The sequence below is a fragment of the Candidatus Merdisoma sp. HCP28S3_D10 genome, assembly GCF_052065835.1.
In the GTDB taxonomy this organism is placed as follows: Bacteria; Bacillota; Clostridia; order Lachnospirales; family Lachnospiraceae; genus Laedolimicola.
In genome coordinates this window covers 385186-403937 of the sequence record NZ_JBQHTG010000002.1, presented here as the reverse complement: position 1 = coordinate 403937, position 18752 = coordinate 385186, and the positions used below count along the sequence as shown (strand labels likewise).

21 protein-coding genes are annotated in these 18752 nt (G+C 49.1%); 19 read left to right on the top strand and 2 right to left on the bottom strand.

Annotation, left to right across the window (positions count from 1 at the left end; translation table 11 throughout):
- The first annotated feature begins 10 nt into the window (after positions 1–10).
- The 18 genes from ACTNCH_RS07100 to ACTNCH_RS07015 all read left to right on the top strand — a co-directional run bounded on the left by ACTNCH_RS07100 (position 11) and on the right by ACTNCH_RS07015 (position 15221).
- A complete protein-coding gene (locus ACTNCH_RS07100) occupies positions 11–1291 on the top strand; it encodes an O-acetylhomoserine aminocarboxypropyltransferase/cysteine synthase family protein (RefSeq protein ID WP_441017294.1) in 1281 nt (426 codons plus the stop codon).
- Between the two features lie 153 nt (positions 1292–1444).
- A complete protein-coding gene (locus tag ACTNCH_RS07095; RefSeq protein WP_441017291.1) occupies positions 1445–1873 on the top strand; it encodes a MarR family winged helix-turn-helix transcriptional regulator in 429 nt (142 codons plus the stop codon).
- Position 1874: 1 nt separating this feature from the next.
- Positions 1875–2651: a sulfite exporter TauE/SafE family protein gene (locus ACTNCH_RS07090; protein WP_441017288.1), complete on the top strand. Its 777-nt coding sequence runs from the start codon at positions 1875–1877 to the stop codon at positions 2649–2651.
- A 78-nt stretch (positions 2652–2729) separates the two neighbouring features.
- Positions 2730–3212, top strand: a complete 483-nt coding sequence (locus ACTNCH_RS07085; protein ID WP_441017285.1) for a GNAT family N-acetyltransferase — start codon at positions 2730–2732, stop codon at positions 3210–3212.
- A gap of 156 nt (positions 3213–3368) precedes the next feature.
- Entirely contained in the window at positions 3369–3575 is a 207-nt protein-coding gene (locus tag ACTNCH_RS07080; protein WP_441017282.1) for a small, acid-soluble spore protein, alpha/beta type, read from the top strand.
- 177 nt (positions 3576–3752) lie between these two features.
- On the top strand, positions 3753–4394 hold the full coding sequence (locus ACTNCH_RS07075; RefSeq protein ID WP_441017279.1) for a histidine phosphatase family protein: 642 nt from the start codon (positions 3753–3755) through the stop codon (positions 4392–4394).
- A 98-nt stretch (positions 4395–4492) separates the two neighbouring features.
- A complete protein-coding gene (locus ACTNCH_RS07070; protein WP_441017276.1) occupies positions 4493–5275 on the top strand; it encodes a ZIP family metal transporter in 783 nt (260 codons plus the stop codon).
- A gap of 116 nt (positions 5276–5391) precedes the next feature.
- Entirely contained in the window at positions 5392–6822 is a 1431-nt protein-coding gene (miaB, locus tag ACTNCH_RS07065; RefSeq protein WP_441017273.1) for a tRNA (N6-isopentenyl adenosine(37)-C2)-methylthiotransferase MiaB, read from the top strand.
- Positions 6823–6834: 12 nt separating this feature from the next.
- Entirely contained in the window at positions 6835–7539 is a 705-nt protein-coding gene (locus tag ACTNCH_RS07060) for a hypothetical protein (protein WP_441017270.1), read from the top strand.
- Complete coding sequence (yfbR, locus tag ACTNCH_RS07055; protein ID WP_441017267.1) at positions 7532–8122, top strand: 5'-deoxynucleotidase; 591 nt, start codon at positions 7532–7534, stop codon at positions 8120–8122. The genes ACTNCH_RS07060 and yfbR overlap by 8 nt, the downstream gene beginning before the upstream one ends.
- The gene (locus tag ACTNCH_RS07050; RefSeq protein WP_441017264.1) at positions 8119–8952 is read left to right on the top strand and encodes a hypothetical protein; all 834 of its coding nucleotides are present in this window, start codon (positions 8119–8121) and stop codon (positions 8950–8952) included. The genes yfbR and ACTNCH_RS07050 overlap by 4 nt, the downstream gene beginning before the upstream one ends.
- 12 nt (positions 8953–8964) lie before the next feature.
- Positions 8965–9795: a deoxyribonuclease IV gene (locus tag ACTNCH_RS07045; RefSeq protein WP_441017261.1), complete on the top strand. Its 831-nt coding sequence runs from the start codon at positions 8965–8967 to the stop codon at positions 9793–9795.
- A gap of 95 nt (positions 9796–9890) precedes the next feature.
- On the top strand, positions 9891–11495 hold the full coding sequence (locus ACTNCH_RS07040; RefSeq protein WP_441017257.1) for an MBL fold metallo-hydrolase RNA specificity domain-containing protein: 1605 nt from the start codon (positions 9891–9893) through the stop codon (positions 11493–11495).
- Between the two features lie 14 nt (positions 11496–11509).
- On the top strand, positions 11510–12268 hold the full coding sequence (locus tag ACTNCH_RS07035) for an N-acetylmuramoyl-L-alanine amidase (protein WP_441017254.1): 759 nt from the start codon (positions 11510–11512) through the stop codon (positions 12266–12268).
- An 83-nt stretch (positions 12269–12351) separates the two neighbouring features.
- Entirely contained in the window at positions 12352–12888 is a 537-nt protein-coding gene (locus tag ACTNCH_RS07030) for a shikimate kinase (protein ID WP_441017251.1), read from the top strand.
- Complete coding sequence (locus tag ACTNCH_RS07025; protein WP_441017248.1) at positions 12869–13486, top strand: nitroreductase family protein; 618 nt, start codon at positions 12869–12871, stop codon at positions 13484–13486. The genes ACTNCH_RS07030 and ACTNCH_RS07025 overlap by 20 nt, the downstream gene beginning before the upstream one ends.
- Positions 13479–14861, top strand: a complete 1383-nt coding sequence (locus ACTNCH_RS07020) for an MATE family efflux transporter (protein WP_441017245.1) — start codon at positions 13479–13481, stop codon at positions 14859–14861. The genes ACTNCH_RS07025 and ACTNCH_RS07020 overlap by 8 nt, the downstream gene beginning before the upstream one ends.
- Positions 14862–14981: 120 nt before the next feature.
- Entirely contained in the window at positions 14982–15221 is a 240-nt protein-coding gene (locus ACTNCH_RS07015; RefSeq protein WP_441017242.1) for a hypothetical protein, read from the top strand.
- A gap of 412 nt (positions 15222–15633) precedes the next feature.
- Here ACTNCH_RS07015 and hcp read toward each other — a convergent pair whose 3' ends face one another.
- Together hcp and ACTNCH_RS07005 are read right to left on the bottom strand one after the other, a co-directional pair.
- Positions 15634–17238: a hydroxylamine reductase gene (hcp, locus tag ACTNCH_RS07010; RefSeq protein ID WP_441017239.1), complete on the bottom strand. Its 1605-nt coding sequence runs from the start codon at positions 17236–17238 to the stop codon at positions 15634–15636.
- Between the two features lie 15 nt (positions 17239–17253).
- A complete protein-coding gene (locus ACTNCH_RS07005; protein WP_178040086.1) occupies positions 17254–17892 on the bottom strand; it encodes a 4Fe-4S binding protein in 639 nt (212 codons plus the stop codon).
- Positions 17893–17990: 98 nt separating this feature from the next.
- On the opposite strand from ACTNCH_RS07005, the gene ACTNCH_RS07000 reads away from it, so the two are divergent.
- Positions 17991–18683, top strand: a complete 693-nt coding sequence (locus ACTNCH_RS07000) for a Crp/Fnr family transcriptional regulator (RefSeq protein ID WP_441017236.1) — start codon at positions 17991–17993, stop codon at positions 18681–18683.
- Positions 18684–18752: the final 69 nt, after the last annotated feature.

Sequence of the window (18752 nt, the reverse complement as noted above, 5' to 3'; positions counted from 1 at the left end):
GAGAACATACATGGATTATTCATTCAACACAAAATGCGTACAGGCCGGTTATACACCGGGAAACGGAGAACCGAGACAGATTCCGATTATCCAGTCCACCACATTTAAGTATAATACCAGCGAAGATATGGGAAAGCTGTTTGATCTGGAGGCAGAGGGCTATTTTTATTCCCGTCTGCAGAACCCCACCAATGATTATGTGGCGGCAAAGATCACAGCGCTGGAGGGAGGAGCCGCAGGCATGCTGACCTCCTCCGGGCAGGCCGCAAATTTCTTTGCCCTGTTTAATATCTGCGAAGCAGGCAGCCACATTGTGGCTTCTTCCAGCATTTACGGCGGAACCTATAACCTGATTTCTGTAACTATGAAGAAAATGGGCGTAGATGTAACCTTCGTGGATCCGGACTGTGCCGAGGAGGAGCTGAACGCGGCATTTCAGGAGAACACGAAAGCCGTATTCGGGGAATCTATCGCCAATCCGGCGCTGACGGTGCTGGACATCGAGAAGTTCGCAAAGGCGGCCCATGCCCACGGCGTGCCTCTGATTGTGGATAATACCTTTCCTACCCCGGTAAATCTGCGGCCGATTGAATGGGGAGCAGACATTGTGACCCATTCCACCACCAAATATATGGACGGACACGGAGCAGCTCTGGGCGGAGCGATTATTGACGGCGGCAAGTTCGACTGGATGGCCCACAAGGACAAGTTTCCGGGACTCTGTACGCCGGACGAGTCTTATCACGGAATTACGTATGCGGAAAAATTTGGAAAAGATGGCGCGTTTATTACAAAGTGTACCTCTCAGCTGATGCGGGATCTGGGCTGTATGCAGTCTCCCCAGAGCGCTTTTATCCTGAATCTGGGACTGGAATCTCTGCACGTGCGGATGCCCCGTCATGTGGAGAACGGACAGGCAGTTGCGGAATTTCTGGAGCAGCATGAAAAAGTTGCGTTTGTGAATTATCCGACCCTGCCCTCCAATCCGTATTATGGACTGGCGCAGAAATATCTGCCGAAGGGCGGCTGCGGCGTAGTTTCCTTTGAACTGAAGGGCGGAAGGGAAGCAGCGGAAAAGTTCATGAAAAACCTGAAGCTGGCGGCCATTGAGACCCATGTGGCCGACGCGCGGACCTGCTGCCTGAATCCGGCCAGCTCCACCCACCGCCAGATGAACGACGAGCAGCTTGCCGCGGCAGGAATCCCGGCGGGACTGATTCGGATTTCCTGCGGCCTGGAGGATAAAGCGGATCTGATCGCGGATATCGCGCAGGCTCTGGACGCTATCTGAATGGAAGAAAGATGAAAATGAGAACCGATCCTCCGGGAAAAAGAGGATTGGTTCTTATTTTTTTCTTGTATTTTCATAGTTGTGTGTTATAATACTTCAAAAATGAATTATTCAAAAATGAACTACTAAAAAGAAAGGAAAGAAGCTATGGTTATGGAAATTGAATTTCCCAGAAAGCTTCAACTGGCTTACCATGCCGTGTGCAGGCCCTTATGTAAAAGGCTTGACCTGCCGCAGACCGCCTTTGATATTCTGATGTTTTTCGGCAATAATCCGGAATACAGGACGGCGCGGGACGTGGTGGAGATCCGGAACATCAAGGCAAACCTGGTATCGGTCAATGTGGAGCGGCTGGTGCAGGAGGGGTATCTGGAACGGCATTCCGTAGCCGGGGATCGGCGGAAAATGGAGCTGCTCTGTACAGAAAAGGCAAAGCCTGTCATTCTGGAAGGCCGCGCGGTGCAGCAGGATTTTAGGGAAAAGCTGCTGGACGGACTGGAGGAAGAAACGCAGAAAATTTTCCGGAGGGCTCTGAAGGACATGGAACACAACATAGAAGAGATTTTGAAGGGAGCACAATAACATGAAACTCTTAATCACACTACTGGTTACATTTTTTGCCGGCATGGGAGCAGGCCTCGGAACCGGCTTTGCCGGCATGAGCGCAGCGGCGGTGATCAGTCCCATGCTGATCACCTTTCTGGGTATGGACCCCTACATGGCGGTGGGTATCGCCTTATCCTCGGACGTGCTGGCCAGCGCAGTTTCCGCTTACACCTACAAGAAGAACGGAAACCTGGATGTGAAAAACGGCCTGATTATGATGGCTACCGTGCTGGCCTTTACGGTGGTGGGAAGCTATCTGTCCAGTCTGGTTCCCTCCACGACGATGGGAAGTTTTTCCGTATTCATGACTTTTTTACTGGGTATTAAATTCATTGTACGGCCTGTAATGACTACAAAAGAGGCCATGCAGGGGGTATCGCCAAGGAAGCGCGCGGTGCAGTCCGTGATTTGCGGAATTCTGATTGGGTTTATCTGCGGCTTTGTCGGAGCAGGCGGCGGTATGATGATGCTTCTGATTCTGACCTCTGTATTGGGCTACGAGCTGAAGACAGCTGTGGGAACCAGCGTGTTTATCATGGCTTTTACAGCCTTTACAGGGGCAGCCTCCCATTTCGCCATCGGCGGCACGCCGGACTGGACAGTCTTTACGCTCTGTGTGCTCTTCACGCTGCTCTGGGCGCGGATTGCCGCGGTATTTGCCAACAGGGCTACGCCGAAGACCCTGAACCGGGCAACCGGCGTAATCCTGGTAATTCTGGGGATTGTGGTGATGGCGTTTTCTATGTTATCCTAAAAGCAGAATATGAGTTACCGGCGAGTAAGCTGAAATTATGGAAAAGATATCCGGAAAAAGGAAAGAGGAGAAACGAGCATGCTCATAAGAACAGCGACGATGAAAGATCTGGAAGCGGTAGCCGCCGTGGAAGCCGAGTGCTTTCCGCCTGCGGAAGCAGCTACAAAGGAAGCCTTTGCAAAACGCCTGGAATATTATGGAAATCATTTCTGGCTGATGTATGACGGCGACAAACTGATTTCTTTTGTGGACGGTTTTGTAACAGACGAGGCCGATCTGACAGATGAAATGTATGAAAAAGCAGAGCTTCACAATGAACACGGAGCCTGGCAGATGATTTTTGGCGTCAATACGGTTCCGTCCTACCGGAAGAGAGGCTGCGCGGGCGAGCTGATCAAACGGGCCATTGCGGACGCAAAAGCCCAGGGACGGAAAGGGCTGGTGCTGACCTGCAAGGACAGGCTGGTTCCCTATTACGCGAAATTCGGTTTTGTGAATGAAGGCGTGTCGGAGTCCGTTCATGGAAACGCGGTCTGGAATCAGATGCGCCTGACCTTTTAAAATCGATATAAAACCAGATTTTATCAGGAAAGCAAACAACTCCCAGTGTAATGCAGCGAAGATTCCGCATAATAACTCCTGTAACAACCAATCACGAACCGCAGACAAATGGAATTTCGATAAAAGATTCCCGTCTGCAGTAAGGAGGAGTTTCTTATGGCAAACAAATCTTCAAATACCGCAGCAGTACCGGAGGCAAAGGGCGCTCTTGATAAGTTTAAGTATGAGGTGGCAAGCGAGCTGGGCGTACCGCTGAGCGACGGCTACAACGGCAACCTGACTTCCAAGCAGAACGGATCGGTAGGAGGCTATATGGTCAAGAAGATGATTGAGGAACAGGAAAAGCAGATGGCCGGTAAATAAGAAAAAGAAACCTGACAGGCAGGGAACTCCGCAGCTTTGGATTATTCCGAAGCTGCGGTTCTTTTGATTAAGTTTACGCAGGACGCAGGATTCTATTTTTAGAAATGGCTGACAAGCTTTCCGTTAGATGATATAATATACGAATATAAGTTCGGTGTGAAGATGGAGGAAAAATATATGGTAATTTATGTGATTCGTCATGGTGAGACGGACTGGAATACAAAGCACTGGCTGCAGGGAACAACGGATATTCCGCTGAATCAGAACGGCATTGAGGTGGCAGAGATCACTTCCGAAGCATTAAAAGAGGTTCCCTTTGACGTGATTTTTTCAAGTCCCCTGAAGCGGGCCTATCAGACGGCGGAGATTATGCGCGGAGAACGTAAGATTCCGATTATCGTGGATCAGCGTCTGAAGGAGATTTGCTTTGGAGCGTATGAGGGGCTGTGCTGTACCGGTCCGGAGTATAACATTCCGGATCCGGATTTTCCGAATTTCTTCCGGGATCCGGCCCATTATAATCCGCCGGAGGGAGGAGATTCGATCGCGGAGCTCTGCGTGCGGGGTACAGATTTTCTGACCTGGCTTATCGATCAGCCGGAATATCAGGAGAAGACGGTTCTGGTGTCCGGTCATGGGGCGATGGTGAAAGCGCTTTTGTCCAGCCTTCTGATTACGGATTTAAAGGATTTCTGGAAGGGAGGCGTACATAAGAACTGCGCGGTGTCCATCATCGATGTGAAGGACGGAAAGGCTTCGGTCCGTCAGGAAAATGTAATCTATTATGATAAAAACAGGAGTATCAATTATTTCGAATAAGAAGAACGGTAGATTTCTATAGACAGCCGGGAGGGATTACGCATATAATAATTACAAAATGGTTAGTTTAGGCTAATCCAAAAAAAGGAGAACAATTTATGACAGCAGAAGTGATACGCGGAATTCTGATTCCCTTTGTGGGCACCTCCCTTGGAGCGGCCATGGTCTTATTTATGAAAAATTCCTTGAATGAACAGGTAAACCGGGCGTTACTTGGCTTTGCAGCAGGCGTTATGGTAGCGGCTTCTATCTGGAGCCTTCTGATTCCCGCCATGGAGCAGTCGGCCCGGAAGGGAAGCTGGGCTTTTGTCCCGGCTGTGGCGGGCTTTTGGGCAGGGATTCTATTTCTGCTTCTTCTGGATCATCTGATTCCGCACCTTCATCAGAACAGCGAGGAAGCAGAGGGACCGAAAAGCCGCCTGAAGCGGACTACGATGCTGGTTCTGGCAGTGACGCTTCACAATATCCCGGAAGGAATGGCGGTCGGCGTGGTATATGCAGGTCTGATTTCCAGGAATACCTATATTACCGTTACGGGAGCCCTGGCTCTGTCGATCGGAATCGCCATTCAGAACTTTCCCGAGGGTGCCATCATCTCCCTGCCCTTACAGGCTGAGGGTACCGGAAAGGGAAAGGCCTTTCTGTATGGAGTGCTTTCCGGCGTGGTAGAGCCTGTAGGAGCCTTTCTGACCATTCTGGCTGCCACCCTGGTTCTTCCGGCCCTGCCCTATCTCTTAAGCTTTGCGGCGGGCGCCATGCTGTATGTGGTGATTGAAGAACTGATTCCGGAAATGTCCGCCGGAAAACATTCCGATATCGGAACCCTCTTTTTCGCGGCGGGCTTTACCCTGATGATGGCCCTGGACGTGGCGCTCGGCTGACAGAAATCCAAACAAACAGTTGCAGGAATCCGGTAAAAAAGGTAATATGATAAAGTACGGGGTTGTCGAAAAAAGACGCCCGGAAAAAACGATAGGATTTTTACAGGAGAACGAACATGAATTTAAACAGTGAAGTCTGGGCGGCAGCTCCGGAGACGGAGCCGGAGCGCCAGTATTATTTTATAGAGGTATGCAAAAAGCAGGTGGCAGAGGAAAGCGCCCGTCTGGGGCGGCCGCTGACCTTTTGCGTTACCACCTTCGGGTGTCAGATGAATGCAAGGGATTCTGAGAAGCTGACGGGAATTCTGGAACAGATCGGTTATCAGCCCACAGAGGAGGAACTGGCAGATTTTGTCATTTACAATACCTGTACAGTCCGGGAGAATGCCAATCTGAAGGTTTATGGACATCTGGGACTTTTGAAGCACCGGAAGAAAGAGAATCCCCATATGAAGATTGCTCTTTGCGGCTGCATGATGCAGGAGCCGGAGGTGGTAGAGAAGCTGAAAAAGAGCTACCGCTTCGTGGATCTGATTTTCGGTACCCACAATATCTTTAAATTCGCGGAGCTTCTGGCGGAAAGCATGGAAAACGGACAGATGATCGTGGATATCTGGAAGGATACCCAGAAGATCGTGGAGGATCTTCCGATAGAGCGGAAATACGCGTTTAAATCCGGCGTCAATATCATGTTCGGCTGCAACAATTTCTGCAGCTACTGCATTGTACCCTATGTGCGGGGACGGGAGCGGAGCCGGAAGCCGGAGGATATTATCCGGGAGATCGAAAAGCTGGCGGCAGACGGCGTAACCGAGGTTATGCTGCTGGGGCAGAATGTCAACTCCTATGGAAAGAATCTGGAAACGCCCATGACCTTCGCGGAGCTTCTGAAAGAGGTGGAAAAGGTGGAGGGGATCCGGCGGATTCGCTTCATGACCTCCCACCCGAAGGATCTCTCCGACGAGCTGATTCAGGTTATGAAAGATTCCGGGAAAATCTGCAGACATCTGCACCTGCCCCTGCAGTCCGGAAGCAGCCGGATTCTGAAGGCCATGAACCGCAGATACGATAAGGAGCAGTATCTGGCCCTGGCAGAAAAGATCCGCCGGGAGATTCCGGATATTTCCCTGACCACAGATATTATTGTGGGATTTCCGGGCGAAACCGACGAGGATTTTGAGGAAACCATGGACGTGGTACGCCGCGTACATTATGACAATGCCTATACCTTTATCTATTCCAAGCGTACCGGAACTCCGGCTGCCGCCATGGAAAATCAGGTGCCGGAGGCTAATACGAAGAAGCGCTTTGACCGGCTCCTTGCGCTGGTACAGAGCTGCGCAAGGGAGCAGACGGCGCAATATACCGGAACGGTGCAGGAGGTTCTGATTGAAGAAGTCAACGACCACAAGCCCGGTTATGTGACAGGCCGAATGAGCAATAACCTGCTGGTTCATTTTCCGGGGGAAGCGTCTCAGATTGGCCAGTACGTGAAGGTCAGCCTGGATGAATGCAAGGGCTTTTATTTCATGGGAACCGTTGTTTAAAGGAGAAACTCTATGGAGAACAGACGCTGCTGTCTCAGACATATGTATCTTTCCGTAAAAACCCAGGAGGATAAATCCTTTGGGGGCAGCCAGAACTGGTCCGCAAGCCTTCTGATGCGAAAATACGGCTGCGGCGTGGTAGCTCTGGGCGATGTGCTGATCTATCTGGGAATTCACCGGCTGTCCTGCAATACGGATCTGCTGTATGGAATCCTGCGGGAGGACGGCTGCCTTTCCTATCCACGCTATGAGCGCTATCTGCGAAAAATTAACAGGCGGTATCTGGGAATTCTTCCGGGGCTTGGGGTGCTGAATTTTCAGATTCCGCAGTCTATGAACCGTTATTTCCGTCAATACCGGATTCCGCTCAGGGCCAGATGGTGCTTGAGCCAGGGCAAAATGCTGGAGCGGATCCAGGACAGCCTGTCCCGGGATTATCCGGTGATTCTGGCGATCGGACAGAATATTCCATTTTGGAGAAAAAAGAAGCTTAGTCTTTACCGGCAGGAAAACGGTGTCTATCTGCCTGCCACAGAGACAAAAGCCCATTATGTAGTCGTTACCGGTATGGAAGACGGGTATCTTCAGATTTCCTCCTGGGGACGGGAATATTTTATCTCCTGGCGGGAGTATCTGGATTACGCAAGAAAATACAGCAGCTTCTGGGTCAGCAATATCTGTCTGATTCAGGAAAAAAAGAGGAAGAATCATGAATAATTATTTTGCCATGATGTCCCGGATGAAATACATCGACCGCTGGGCGCTGATGCGCAATACCCGGGCGGAAAACTTAAGCGAGCACAGCCTGGAGGTGTCCATGATTGCCCACGCGCTGGCTGTCATCGGCAACACCTATTTCGGAAAAGAGCTGAACGCGGAGCGGGCGGCCGTCTTGGGAATGTATCATGACGCCACAGAGATTATCACCGGCGATATGCCGACGCCTGTGAAATATTATAATCCGGAAATTCGGCACAGCTATAAGGATATCGAGCATAAGGCGGGACAGTCGCTGCTTGCCATGCTTCCGGAAGAAATGCGGGCTTCCTACGAAGGGCTTTTTGAAAAGCAGGAGGAGGACGCCTATCTCTGGCGGCTTGTGAAGGCTGCCGATAAGCTGTCGGCCTATATTAAATGCATAGAGGAAGAAGGAACCGGCAACCGGGAATTTGTACGTGCCAGAGAGACAACGCGGGAGCAGCTCCACGGTCTCGGTCTGGAGGAGGCCGAGTGGTTCTTCCGGCATTTTATGGACGCTTACGGAAAAAATCTGGACGAACTGACGGGGGAAGAAGCATGAGTGACAACAGAGAAAAAAAGAAGACAAAGGGCTGGGTGATTGCCTGCAGTATCCTGGGCGCGGTGCTTCTGCTTGGCGCGCTGATAGCCGTAGTGATTCATACGAACCTGATGATTTTCCATGCGGCCCAGAACTCCACAAACAGCGGGGAGGATCACGATGATTATGAGGATTATTATGACGACTACGGAGATTATGAGCCGGACGAAGAGGACTCCTATTATAAAGAGATCGTAGACTGTCTGGATGAGGATCTTTCCTATACCATCGACTGGCTGACCGAATCCCGTTATGCCTCTGAGGACGACGACCATATGGGATATTATGTCAGCTATCCACAGCTTCGGGATAAAGAGGACGAAAAAGATTACGCAGGCATAAACAAAGCGATAGAGCGGTCTGCGCGGCAATACTGTAAATCCTACAGCAGCTATTCCGACGGCATTACCATTACGAGTTACGTAACCTATATGGACGAGGAAAAAATCAGCGTAGTGTTCCAGCACCGCCTTTCAGAAGAAGAAAGTACGCTTCCGAAGCTGACGGCGCTGAATTTCCGGATTCAGACTGGGGAGCAGATAGCGCCCGCGGAAATGACGGACATCGATGAAGAGCTGGTTATGCGTTTCCGGGCACAGGATCAGACCCAGAACGGCGGGGTAGATATGGTGGCGAATAGCAGCGACGAGGAGCTGCTGGCCTATTTATCCGATCCGGAAAAAGCGGTATACTTTTATTCACCGGTGGGACTGGAGGCCGGATTTAACTACGAGAGCGAAGAATACGGAGCAGGCTGGGTCAGCGTTACGCTGAAGGAGCGGGCTCTCTAAGAGGAGAAATGAATGTTACAGATAGGAAGCCATATTTCATCTGCCAAAGGCTATGAGGCCATGGGAAAGCAGGCGCTGAAGCTGGGCGCCAATACCTTTGCGTTCTTTACCCGCAATCCCAGAGGCGGCAGCGCCAAGGCAATCGTGCCGGAGGACGTGGAAAGATTCCGGCAGCTCTGGAGTACAAAGGGCTATGGAAAGATTGTGGCCCATGCGCCCTACACCCTGAACGCCTGTTCGGGCAAGGAAGATACCCGCCGCTTCGCGGGGGAAGCCTTCCGGGACGATCTGAAGCGTATGGAATACACCCCCGGGAATTATTATAATTTCCACCCGGGCAGCCATGTGGGACAGGGCGTGGAAAATGGGATTGCCCGGATCGCGGAAATGCTGAACGCTTCTCTGTATCCGGAAATGACCACCACCGTCTTGCTGGAAACTATGGCGGGAAAAGGCAGTGAGGTGGGAAGCTGCTTTGAGGAGCTCAGAGAAATTCTCGACCGGACAGAGCTTTCCGATAAACTGGGGGTCTGTCTCGACACCTGTCATGTGTGGGACGCCGGTTATGACGTTGTGGGAGATTTGGATGGGGTTCTTGAGGAATTTGATCAAATCATCGGCCTGGAACGTCTGAAGGCGGTACATCTCAATGACAGCCTGAATGGGCGGGGCAGCCATAAGGACCGGCACGCCCGGATCGGGGAAGGCGCTCTTGGCTGGGATGCATTTGCCCGTATCATAAACCATCCGGCCCTGAGGGAGCTTCCGTTTATACTGGAAACGCCCAACGATGACGCAGGCTGGGCAAGGGAGATCGAGGAACTGAAAAAGCTGTATTCCTAAAATTTAAAGTTTTCGAAAGATCATTGTCTTTTTATGTACCAAACGGTATAATAAGGGTAACAAAAATCTGACGTATCATTGAGGGAGATGAGACTATGAGGCTGACTTTTCTGGGCGCGGACCACGAGGTGACGGGAAGCTGTCATATGCTTGAGGCCTGCAAAAAGGTGATACTTGTAGACTGCGGTATGGAGCAGGGACCAGACATCTATGAAAATCAGGAGATTCCGGTGAATCCCGCTGAGATTGATTATGTGCTTCTGACCCATGCGCATATTGATCATTCGGGATTACTGCCGCTCCTTTATAAGAGGGGCTTTAAGGGAACGATTTTTGCCACCTACGCCACCAGTGATCTCTGCGAGGTGATGCTTCGGGACAGTGCGCACATTCAGGAATTCGAGGCTGAATGGCGGAACCGGAAGGCAAAGCGCGCCGGAAAGCCCGAATATGTGCCGCTATATACCATTGCGGATGCGGACGGCGCTTCAAAACTGTTCTGTGGCTGCCCCTACGGGGAACGGATTCATCTGACAGACGGTATCGATATCCGTTTTACAGATGTGGGACATCTGCTGGGCTCAGCCTGTATTGAGGTTTGGCTTCAGGAAAACGGTATCGAGAAGAAGTTGGTATTCTCCGGAGATGTGGGCAACCTGCATCAGCCGATTTTAAAGGATCCGGCTCATGTGAATACGGCAGATTATGTGCTGATTGAATCTACCTATGGAGATCGCAGCCATGGACCCAGGCCGGATTATGTAAAAGAGCTCACACGAATCATTCAGGAGACCTTTGACCGGGGCGGCAATGTGGTGATTCCTTCGTTTGCCGTAGGCCGTACCCAGGAGATGCTGTATTTCCTGCGGGAAATCAAAGCCAAAAAGCTGATTCACGGTCATGATGGCTTTAAGGTCTATGTGGACAGTCCGCTGGCTGTGCAGGCGACCACCATTTTCAATAAAAATATGTATGACTGCTTCGATGAGGAGACGCTTGCGCTGGTGAAAAAGGGAATCAATCCCATCAGTTTTCCCGGCTTAAGCCTTTCCATTACCAGTGATGAATCGAAGCTGATTAACTTTGTCGATGAGCCGAAGGTGATTCTATCAGCCTCTGGTATGTGCGAGGCGGGTCGTATCCGACACCATCTGAAGCACAACCTGTGGAGGCCGGAGAGCACGATTCTCTTTGTGGGCTATCAGGCGGCAGGAACTCTGGGCCGTTCCCTGGTAGAGGGCGTTTCTAACGTAAAGCTTTTTGGAGAGCCGGTAGAGGTAAGGGCTCATATTGAGGTGCTGGCCGGTATCAGCGGCCATGCGGACAAGGAATGCCTGATTAACTGGATGGGCGGTTTCCGTACAAAACCGCAGCGTGTATTCGTAGTACATGGCGAGGATCAGGTCTGCGATACCTTTGCAGCCTGCTTGCATGACGAATACGGCTACACAACCACAGCGCCCTATACGGGGGAAATCTGGGATCTGGCCACAAACAGCCGGATTGCCGAGGGTAACCAGGAACGCATTGTGAAGGAACAGCGCAAGAGCGGTAAGACTGTTTCGACCGTATACGATCGTCTGGTGGAGACCGGCAAGCGTTTGACGCGTCTCATTGAACAGTGCAGGGGCTGGACGAATAAAGATATTGCGAAGCTTGCGGATCAGATACAGGCTCTTTGCGATAAATGGGAAAAATAACGGGGGTACCTAAGATGGACACAAATGACAGAAACGAAATGAGCCCGGCGGAGCGTCGGCGGAAGGCGGCGGCCAGAAAACGGCGTCAGGAGGAACTGAAACGCAGAAAGCGCCGCCGGGCAGTTTTGACAGTTGTCGGAATCCTTGCGGCGGCAGCCGTAATCGGAGTCGTTATCTTCGCAGTTAAGAATTATATGGGAGGTGGCTCAAGCGCGAAGATATCCGCAAAGGGCAGCACCTACGTAATTGCTCTTGATCCGGGACACGGTGGTGAAGACACCGGCATGAGCAGCGCTTCCATTGAAGAAAAAGAAGCCGATCTGAGAATATGCGCCAAGTTGAAGATTATGCTGGAAAGCCAGGGATATCAGGTTGTAATGACCAGGGAAGACGATTCCCGCGTATCCAAGGAAGAACGTGTGGCGGCAGCCAATGCTTCTGACGCGGATCTTCTGGTCAGCGTACACTGCAATTATTCGGAGACCGACGCGGAAGTGAACGGCGTCCGGGTGAATTACAGCGACGGTGATAAGGAGAGCCGTTCTCTGGCGGAAAATATCGACGCAATGCTGGTAAAGGAAACCGGGGCGAAGGATCAGGGCAGCAAGACCTGTGACTTTTCCATCGTAAACGATACGGATATGCCGGCGGTTCTGGTAGAAACCGGATATCTTAGCAACGAAACCGAAGGAAGTAATCTGGCAGACGATGTCTACCAGAACAGCGTGGCCAAGGGAATCGCCAAGGGCGTGCTGATGACGCTGAACCGTTAATGAGATGAAGCGGAGCAGAGAGTATGGAGGATCGTTTTCCTCATATTTTCTGCTCATTTATTTGCAGAAAGGATATTGGATAGATGAATCTGTTTTTGATTGGTTTTATGGGAACCGGGAAAAGCACTATTTCCAGAGAACTGGGCAGGCAGCTGTCGCAGGAGGTGGTGGATATGGACGATCTGATAGCGAAGCGTCAGGGCATGCCAATTTCCGGGATTTTTGAAAAATACGGGGAGGAATATTTCCGGGAGCTGGAAACGGGGCTTCTGGTGGAACTGCAGCAGAAGAACGGCGTCATTGTTTCCTGTGGCGGAGGAACCCCTATGCGGGAATGCAATGTGGCGGAAATGAAGAAAAGCGGCGTTATTGTATTGCTGACAGCGGAGCCGGAGACTATTCTGGCGCGCGTAAAGCACAGCCACGCCCGTCCGCTGCTGGAGAATCATAAGACGGCAGAATATATCGGGGAGCTTTTGGAGAAGCGCCGGGATAAGTATGAGGCGGCAGCGGATCTGACGGTAGCCACAGACGGAAAGAATACAGCGGCCATTTGCAGCGAAATCATGGAAAAGGTAGAAAAATGGGGGAAAACGCAGTATGTTAAAAGACCTGATTGAGAAAAACCGAAGCTACCGGGGATACGACCCATCGGTACGTCTTACCAGAGAAGATCTGCTGGAGCTGGTCGACCTGACACGCTACACGGCATCCAGCGTCAACGAACAGCCCCTGCGCTATTATATTGCCTGGGAAAGGGATGAGGTAGAGAAAATTCTGCCGCTTACCATGTGGGTGAAAGCTCTGAAAGAAATGAAGCTCCCCCATCCGGGTAAGGAGCCTGCTGCCTTTATTATCATTTGTCAGGATATGAACATCAGTTCCAACACTACCCGGTTTCAACGGGATGTGGGCGTGGTGGCACAGACGATGTTGTTGGCCGCAGTGGAAAAAGGCTTCGGCGGCTGCATGATTGGAAGCTTCTATAAGCCTCAGCTGAAGGAACTGCTGAATCTGCCGGAGGGGGTGGAGCCGAACCTGATTGTGGCTCTCGGCAAGCCTGTGGAAAAAGTAGTATTGATTGATGTGGGAGAAGATGGAAGTACAGAATATTACCGAGACGCAGAGGACACTCATTATGTTCCTAAGCGGAGTCTGAAAGACCTGGTATTGGAACATAACGATTTAAGAATGAAAAGGAATACAGAAGATGAATGAAATGACACAGAATAACACGATACAGGCGAATCCCCTTGGAACAGAACCGGTGGGACAGCTTCTTCGAAGATTCGCGGTTCCCAGCATTGTAGCCATGCTGGTTAATGCACTTTACAATATGGTTGACCAGATTTTTATCGGCCACAGTATCGGGGAGCTGGGAAACGCAGCGACTAATGTGGCCTTTCCCCTGACCACCAGCTGTACCGCCCTGGCCCTGTTGTTTGGTATCGGAGCGGCCTCCGCTTTTAACCTGTCCATGGGACGGGGCGAGAAGGATAAGGCCCTTTATTATATTGGAAACGCGGCGGTCATGATGTTTGGAAGCGGCATTGTACTGTTTCTGATTGCGGAACTTTTCCTGGATCCCATGCTGATCTTTTTCGGTTCGCCGGATAATGTTCTGGGACTGGCCCGGGAATACGTACGTATTGTAGCCGTTGGATTTCCTTTTCTGATTCTGACCTCCGGCGGAGCCCACCTGGTCCGGGCGGACGGAAGCCCCAATTATTCCATGGCCTGTAACCTGACCGGAGCTCTCATCAATACCATTCTGGATCCGATTCTGATTTTTGGCTTCAAGATGGGAATGACCGGAGCGGCCCTTGCTACGATCACCGGCCAGATAATCTCTGCCTTTCTGGTGTTCCGCTATCTCCGACATTATAAGGCAGGACCCTTTACCAGGGAGCATCTCCGGCCCAGAATGATTTATCTGGGCTACGCCATGACGCTGGGTATGGCCCAGTGCTTTAACCAGCTGGCTATGATGATGGTTCAGATTGTTATGAATAATTCCCTGCGCCATTACGGCGCCCTGTCTGTATACGGAGAGGCAATTCCGCTGGCCTGCTCCGGTATTATCAATAAGGTTAGCTTTATGTTTTTTGCTTTCTGTATCGGAATTGCTCAGGGAATGCAGCCCATTGCCAGCTTCAATTACGGCGCGAGAAATTATGACCGGGTAAAGAAGGTCATTTTCCTGAGCCTGTCTGCAGGACAAATCATCTGTATTACCGCCTTCTGCCTGTTCCAGATTTTCCCATTACAGATCACGGCGCTGTTCGGAAATGGCTCAGATCTGTACTTCTCCTTTGCGGAGCGGTATTTCCGGGTTTACCTGTTCTTTACCTTTATCAATAATCTGCAGCCCATGTCCTCCACCTTCTTTTCTTCGATCGGAAAGCCGAAGAAGGGAACCTTTCTGTCTCTGACCCGGCAGATTATTTTCCTGCTGCCCTTATTGGTTATCCTGCCCCTGTTCCTGGGGATTGACGGTATCATGTACGCGGGCCCCATCGCAGATTGCCTGGCCGCTGTGATTTCCGGAATCTTCCTGGCCGGGGAACTGAAAAAAATGGGTACGGAAGCTTAAGTAATGTAAAACCAAGTACAATTTACATGAAAATCAGGGATCGTTTCATTCAAATTTATTGAGTGAAACGATTCCTTTTTCTGTGTGATGTATCTGTAAAATGAAAGAGAGGTAGCTATCATGAAAAGAATCAAAGCAGCTTGTATCACTCAGACAGTGTGTTTTTCCAATCACGACGGAGATACGTCAGAGTATGCAGAAATGGCAATTGTGCAGGAGTGGGAAAGATATAAATCTCAGTTGGATAAAAGTGGCACTAAGTATAAAATTTTATCAGAAAAAACGAATGAGGATGGCTCTATTGTGATCGAGATTAAAAAACAGTATAATACATCGCCGGTCGGTGAATACTTGAATTGAATAAAATGAATGAAAGGGCGTGAATCGAAGGAAAGATTGTAAAAAGTGATGTGAGCGTTGCGAAGAATTATCTTTCAGAGAAGGAAATGCGTTCACATGCTGGAACTGGAAGAGAATGCGAAGAAGTAGCAGCATTGCCATTAAAATTTTCAGCTTTCCAAAGTCGAATTCATTCTGGGCAATATATTTGGAATCAATGGAATATGGCGGAGCTTTCTGAGTAGTGAGACAGCTACAGTTGTATTGGCAATTACGTATCTTGGAATCGCAGAAAAGAAAGAAATGATTACAAATGTGAAAGATAATTAAAATCAATAAAGTCGATGCGAACGTTGAATCCTGCATCGGCTTTATTGATTCTATAGATAATTTGAAAGCTTTGTAATCGTGAAGGAACGGAACAGTTAAAACTTTATTTGTTATGGTTCAGCAGTGTTTTGATGTCTTCCTCCGGTGTAGTAATCGGTGCAATTCCATAATTTTCCACCAGAAAATTCAGAATATTGGGAGACAAAAACGCCGGAAGAGAAGGACCAAGGCGGATGTTTTTAATACCCAGGTGCAGGAGGGTTAACAGGATGCAGACTGCCTTCTGTTCGTACCAGGAGAGAACGAAGGAGAGCGGAAGCTCATTTACAGAACATCCAAATGCATCCGCAAGTGCCACAGCAACCTGGATCGCACCATAAGCATCATTACACTGCCCCATATCCATCAGTCGCGGCAGACCACCGATTTCGCCCAGATCGAGATCATTGAATCGGAACTTGCCACAAGCCAGAGTGAGGATGATGCTGTCAGAAGGTGTCTGTTTCACGAATTCTGTGTAATAGTTTCGACCTGGTTTAGCTCCATCACAGCCGGCAACCAGGAAGAAATGGCGGATTGCACCTGCTTTTACTGCCTCAACTACAGTTCCTGCATGGGACAGGATGGCTGCATGACCAAAACCGGTTGTCACTTTTGTACCGCCGTTGATGCCTGTGAGTATCTGATCTTCTTTGTAACCACCCAGTTCCAATGCTTTTTCAATGACCGGCGTGAAATCTTTCTTCTCATCGATATGGACAGCACCTGGGAAAGCAACTACTTCTGTTGTAAATACTCTGTCAGCGTAACTGCTTTTGGGCGGCATCAGACAGTTGGTAGTGTAAAGAATCGGAGCTGGAAGATGATCAAACTCTTTCTGCTGATTCTGCCATGCAGTTCCAAAATTCCCTTTTAAGTGAGAGAATTTCTTTAAGAATGGATAAGCATGGGCAGGGAGCATTTCACCGTGGGTATAGACATTGATCCCTTTTCCCTCTGTCTGTTCAAGTAAAAGCTGCAGATCCTTCAGATCATGTCCGGTCACAACAATAAAGGGTCCTTTTTCTACGGTAAGAGTAACTGCAGTCGGTTCTGGTGTTCCGTAAGTTTCTGTATTTGCCTTGTCAAGGAGTGCCATACACTTCAGATTGATTTCTCCTACTTTCAGCACAGTAGGAAGCAGAGCGTCCGCACTTTCTTCATAACCAATCTGAGATAATGCCTCGCAGAAGAACCGATTCACTTCGGTATCTTCATAATTCAGAACGTTTGCATGATAGGCATAGGCTGCCATTCCACGAATTCCGAAAAGAATAAGAGATTTCAAAGAGCGGACATCTTCATCGGCATCCCACAGCTGCTGCATATCGTATTCGTCTGTTTTGCCGCATGATGACTGACATTTACTGCAATCAGGAACCAATCTTTCTTTCTCGGCTCTGACTTTTTGTATCATATTTTGAATCGCTGCATCATCAAAACTCACATTTGTAACGGTAGTAAACAGTCCTTCCATTATAACTTGTGAAGTTCTTTTGGAAATAGTTTCTGCGCCATCGACTGCTCTTGCAAGACCGATCAACGCCCCGGTCAGTTCATCCTGTAATCTGGCAGTATCTGCTTTTTTCCCACAGACACCGGCATTTCCTGTACAGCCGGTACATCCCACTGTCTGTTCACACTGATAACAAAACATTTTTGTATTCATTTTCGTATTCTCCTTTTATTCTAATATTTTTCCATCAATACTTATTGTTACAACCTGCCATGGTATAAATTTTCCACTGCTTTGAAGGGCTTTTCTTGCTGCCATTTCCAGTCCACCACAGCATGGAACTTCCATTCTTACAATTGTCACACTTTGAATGTTGTTATTTTGAATAATCTCGGTCAGTTTCTCACTATAATCCACCTGATCTAATTTTGGACAACCAATTAAAGTTACCTTATTTCGAATAAAATCCTGATGAAAGCTGGCATAAGCGTAAGCAGTACAATCAGCTGCGATTAAAAGCTTTGCACCGTTAAAATATGGTGCATTAACAGGAGCCAGTTTAATCTGTACCGGCCAGTTCTGAAGCTTTGGCACCGAGTGTGCAGACATTGCCTGATTTTTGACAAATAGTTTCTTCTGTGCTTCTTTCACGGCTTCTTCATCATATGCGGGTGCTTCTCTTTCCTCAAATGAAATGGCACCTGTGGGACATTCCGGAAGACAGTCGCCCAGTCCGTCACAGAAATGTTCTCTCACCAATTCCGCTTTTCCGTTAATGATATCAATGGCACCTTCGTGGCAGGCATCTGCACAGACACCGCAGCCGTTGCATTTGTCTTTATCAATCCGGATAATCTTTCTTATCATTTATATCCTCCGTCAATAGCATTTAACTTTTGTTTCTGGTAGAATCATAGTATAATAAACACAACTTGTATGTTTGATTTCCAACAGGAGGAGCGATTTTGAAAAAATATTTACCCATTCTAAGAAACAGTCCATTTTTTAAAGGCCTTACGGATAACGAGATATTATCTATCCTGCAATGTGTAAATGCAACAATCATTTCCAAAGAACGAGACTCTTATATTTTCAGAGCAGGGGATTCTACCGAGGTAATGGGACTTGTGGCATCGGGCTGTGTCCTTGTGATACAGGAAGACCTTTGGGGACATCGGAATATTCTGTCAAAATGTCACGCCGGTGATTTCTTTGGGGAGCCCTATGCAGCAAGTCCGGGTGCTGTTCTGAATATCAGTGTGGTAGCAGATGAGGATTGTAAGATTATCCTGTTAAATGTCCAGAGGCTTCTGGTTACCTGCCCGACTGCATGCGGACATCATCAGAAGCTGATCCGTAACCTGGTCAGTGTGCTGGCAAATAAGATACTGCTCTTGAACGATAAGATCACGCATGTTGGCAAGCGAACGACCAGGGATAAACTACTGTCCTATCTGTCAGCAGAATCCACCAGACATTCGTCGTTGTCCTTTGACATTCCTTTTGACCGGCAGCAGTTGGCGGATTATCTTTGTATTGATCGGGCGGCAATGTCTACAGAAATATCAAAATTACAAAAAGAAGGCTTTATAAAAACAAATCGAAATCACTTTGAATTGAATGTTTCTGGTGATGTAGATACAAGAATAAAAATGTGATATCTTATATCATGGAAAACACAGGATTAATTTTAAGGCTGTTATATGTGAAAAAGGAGGAAGCTTTCA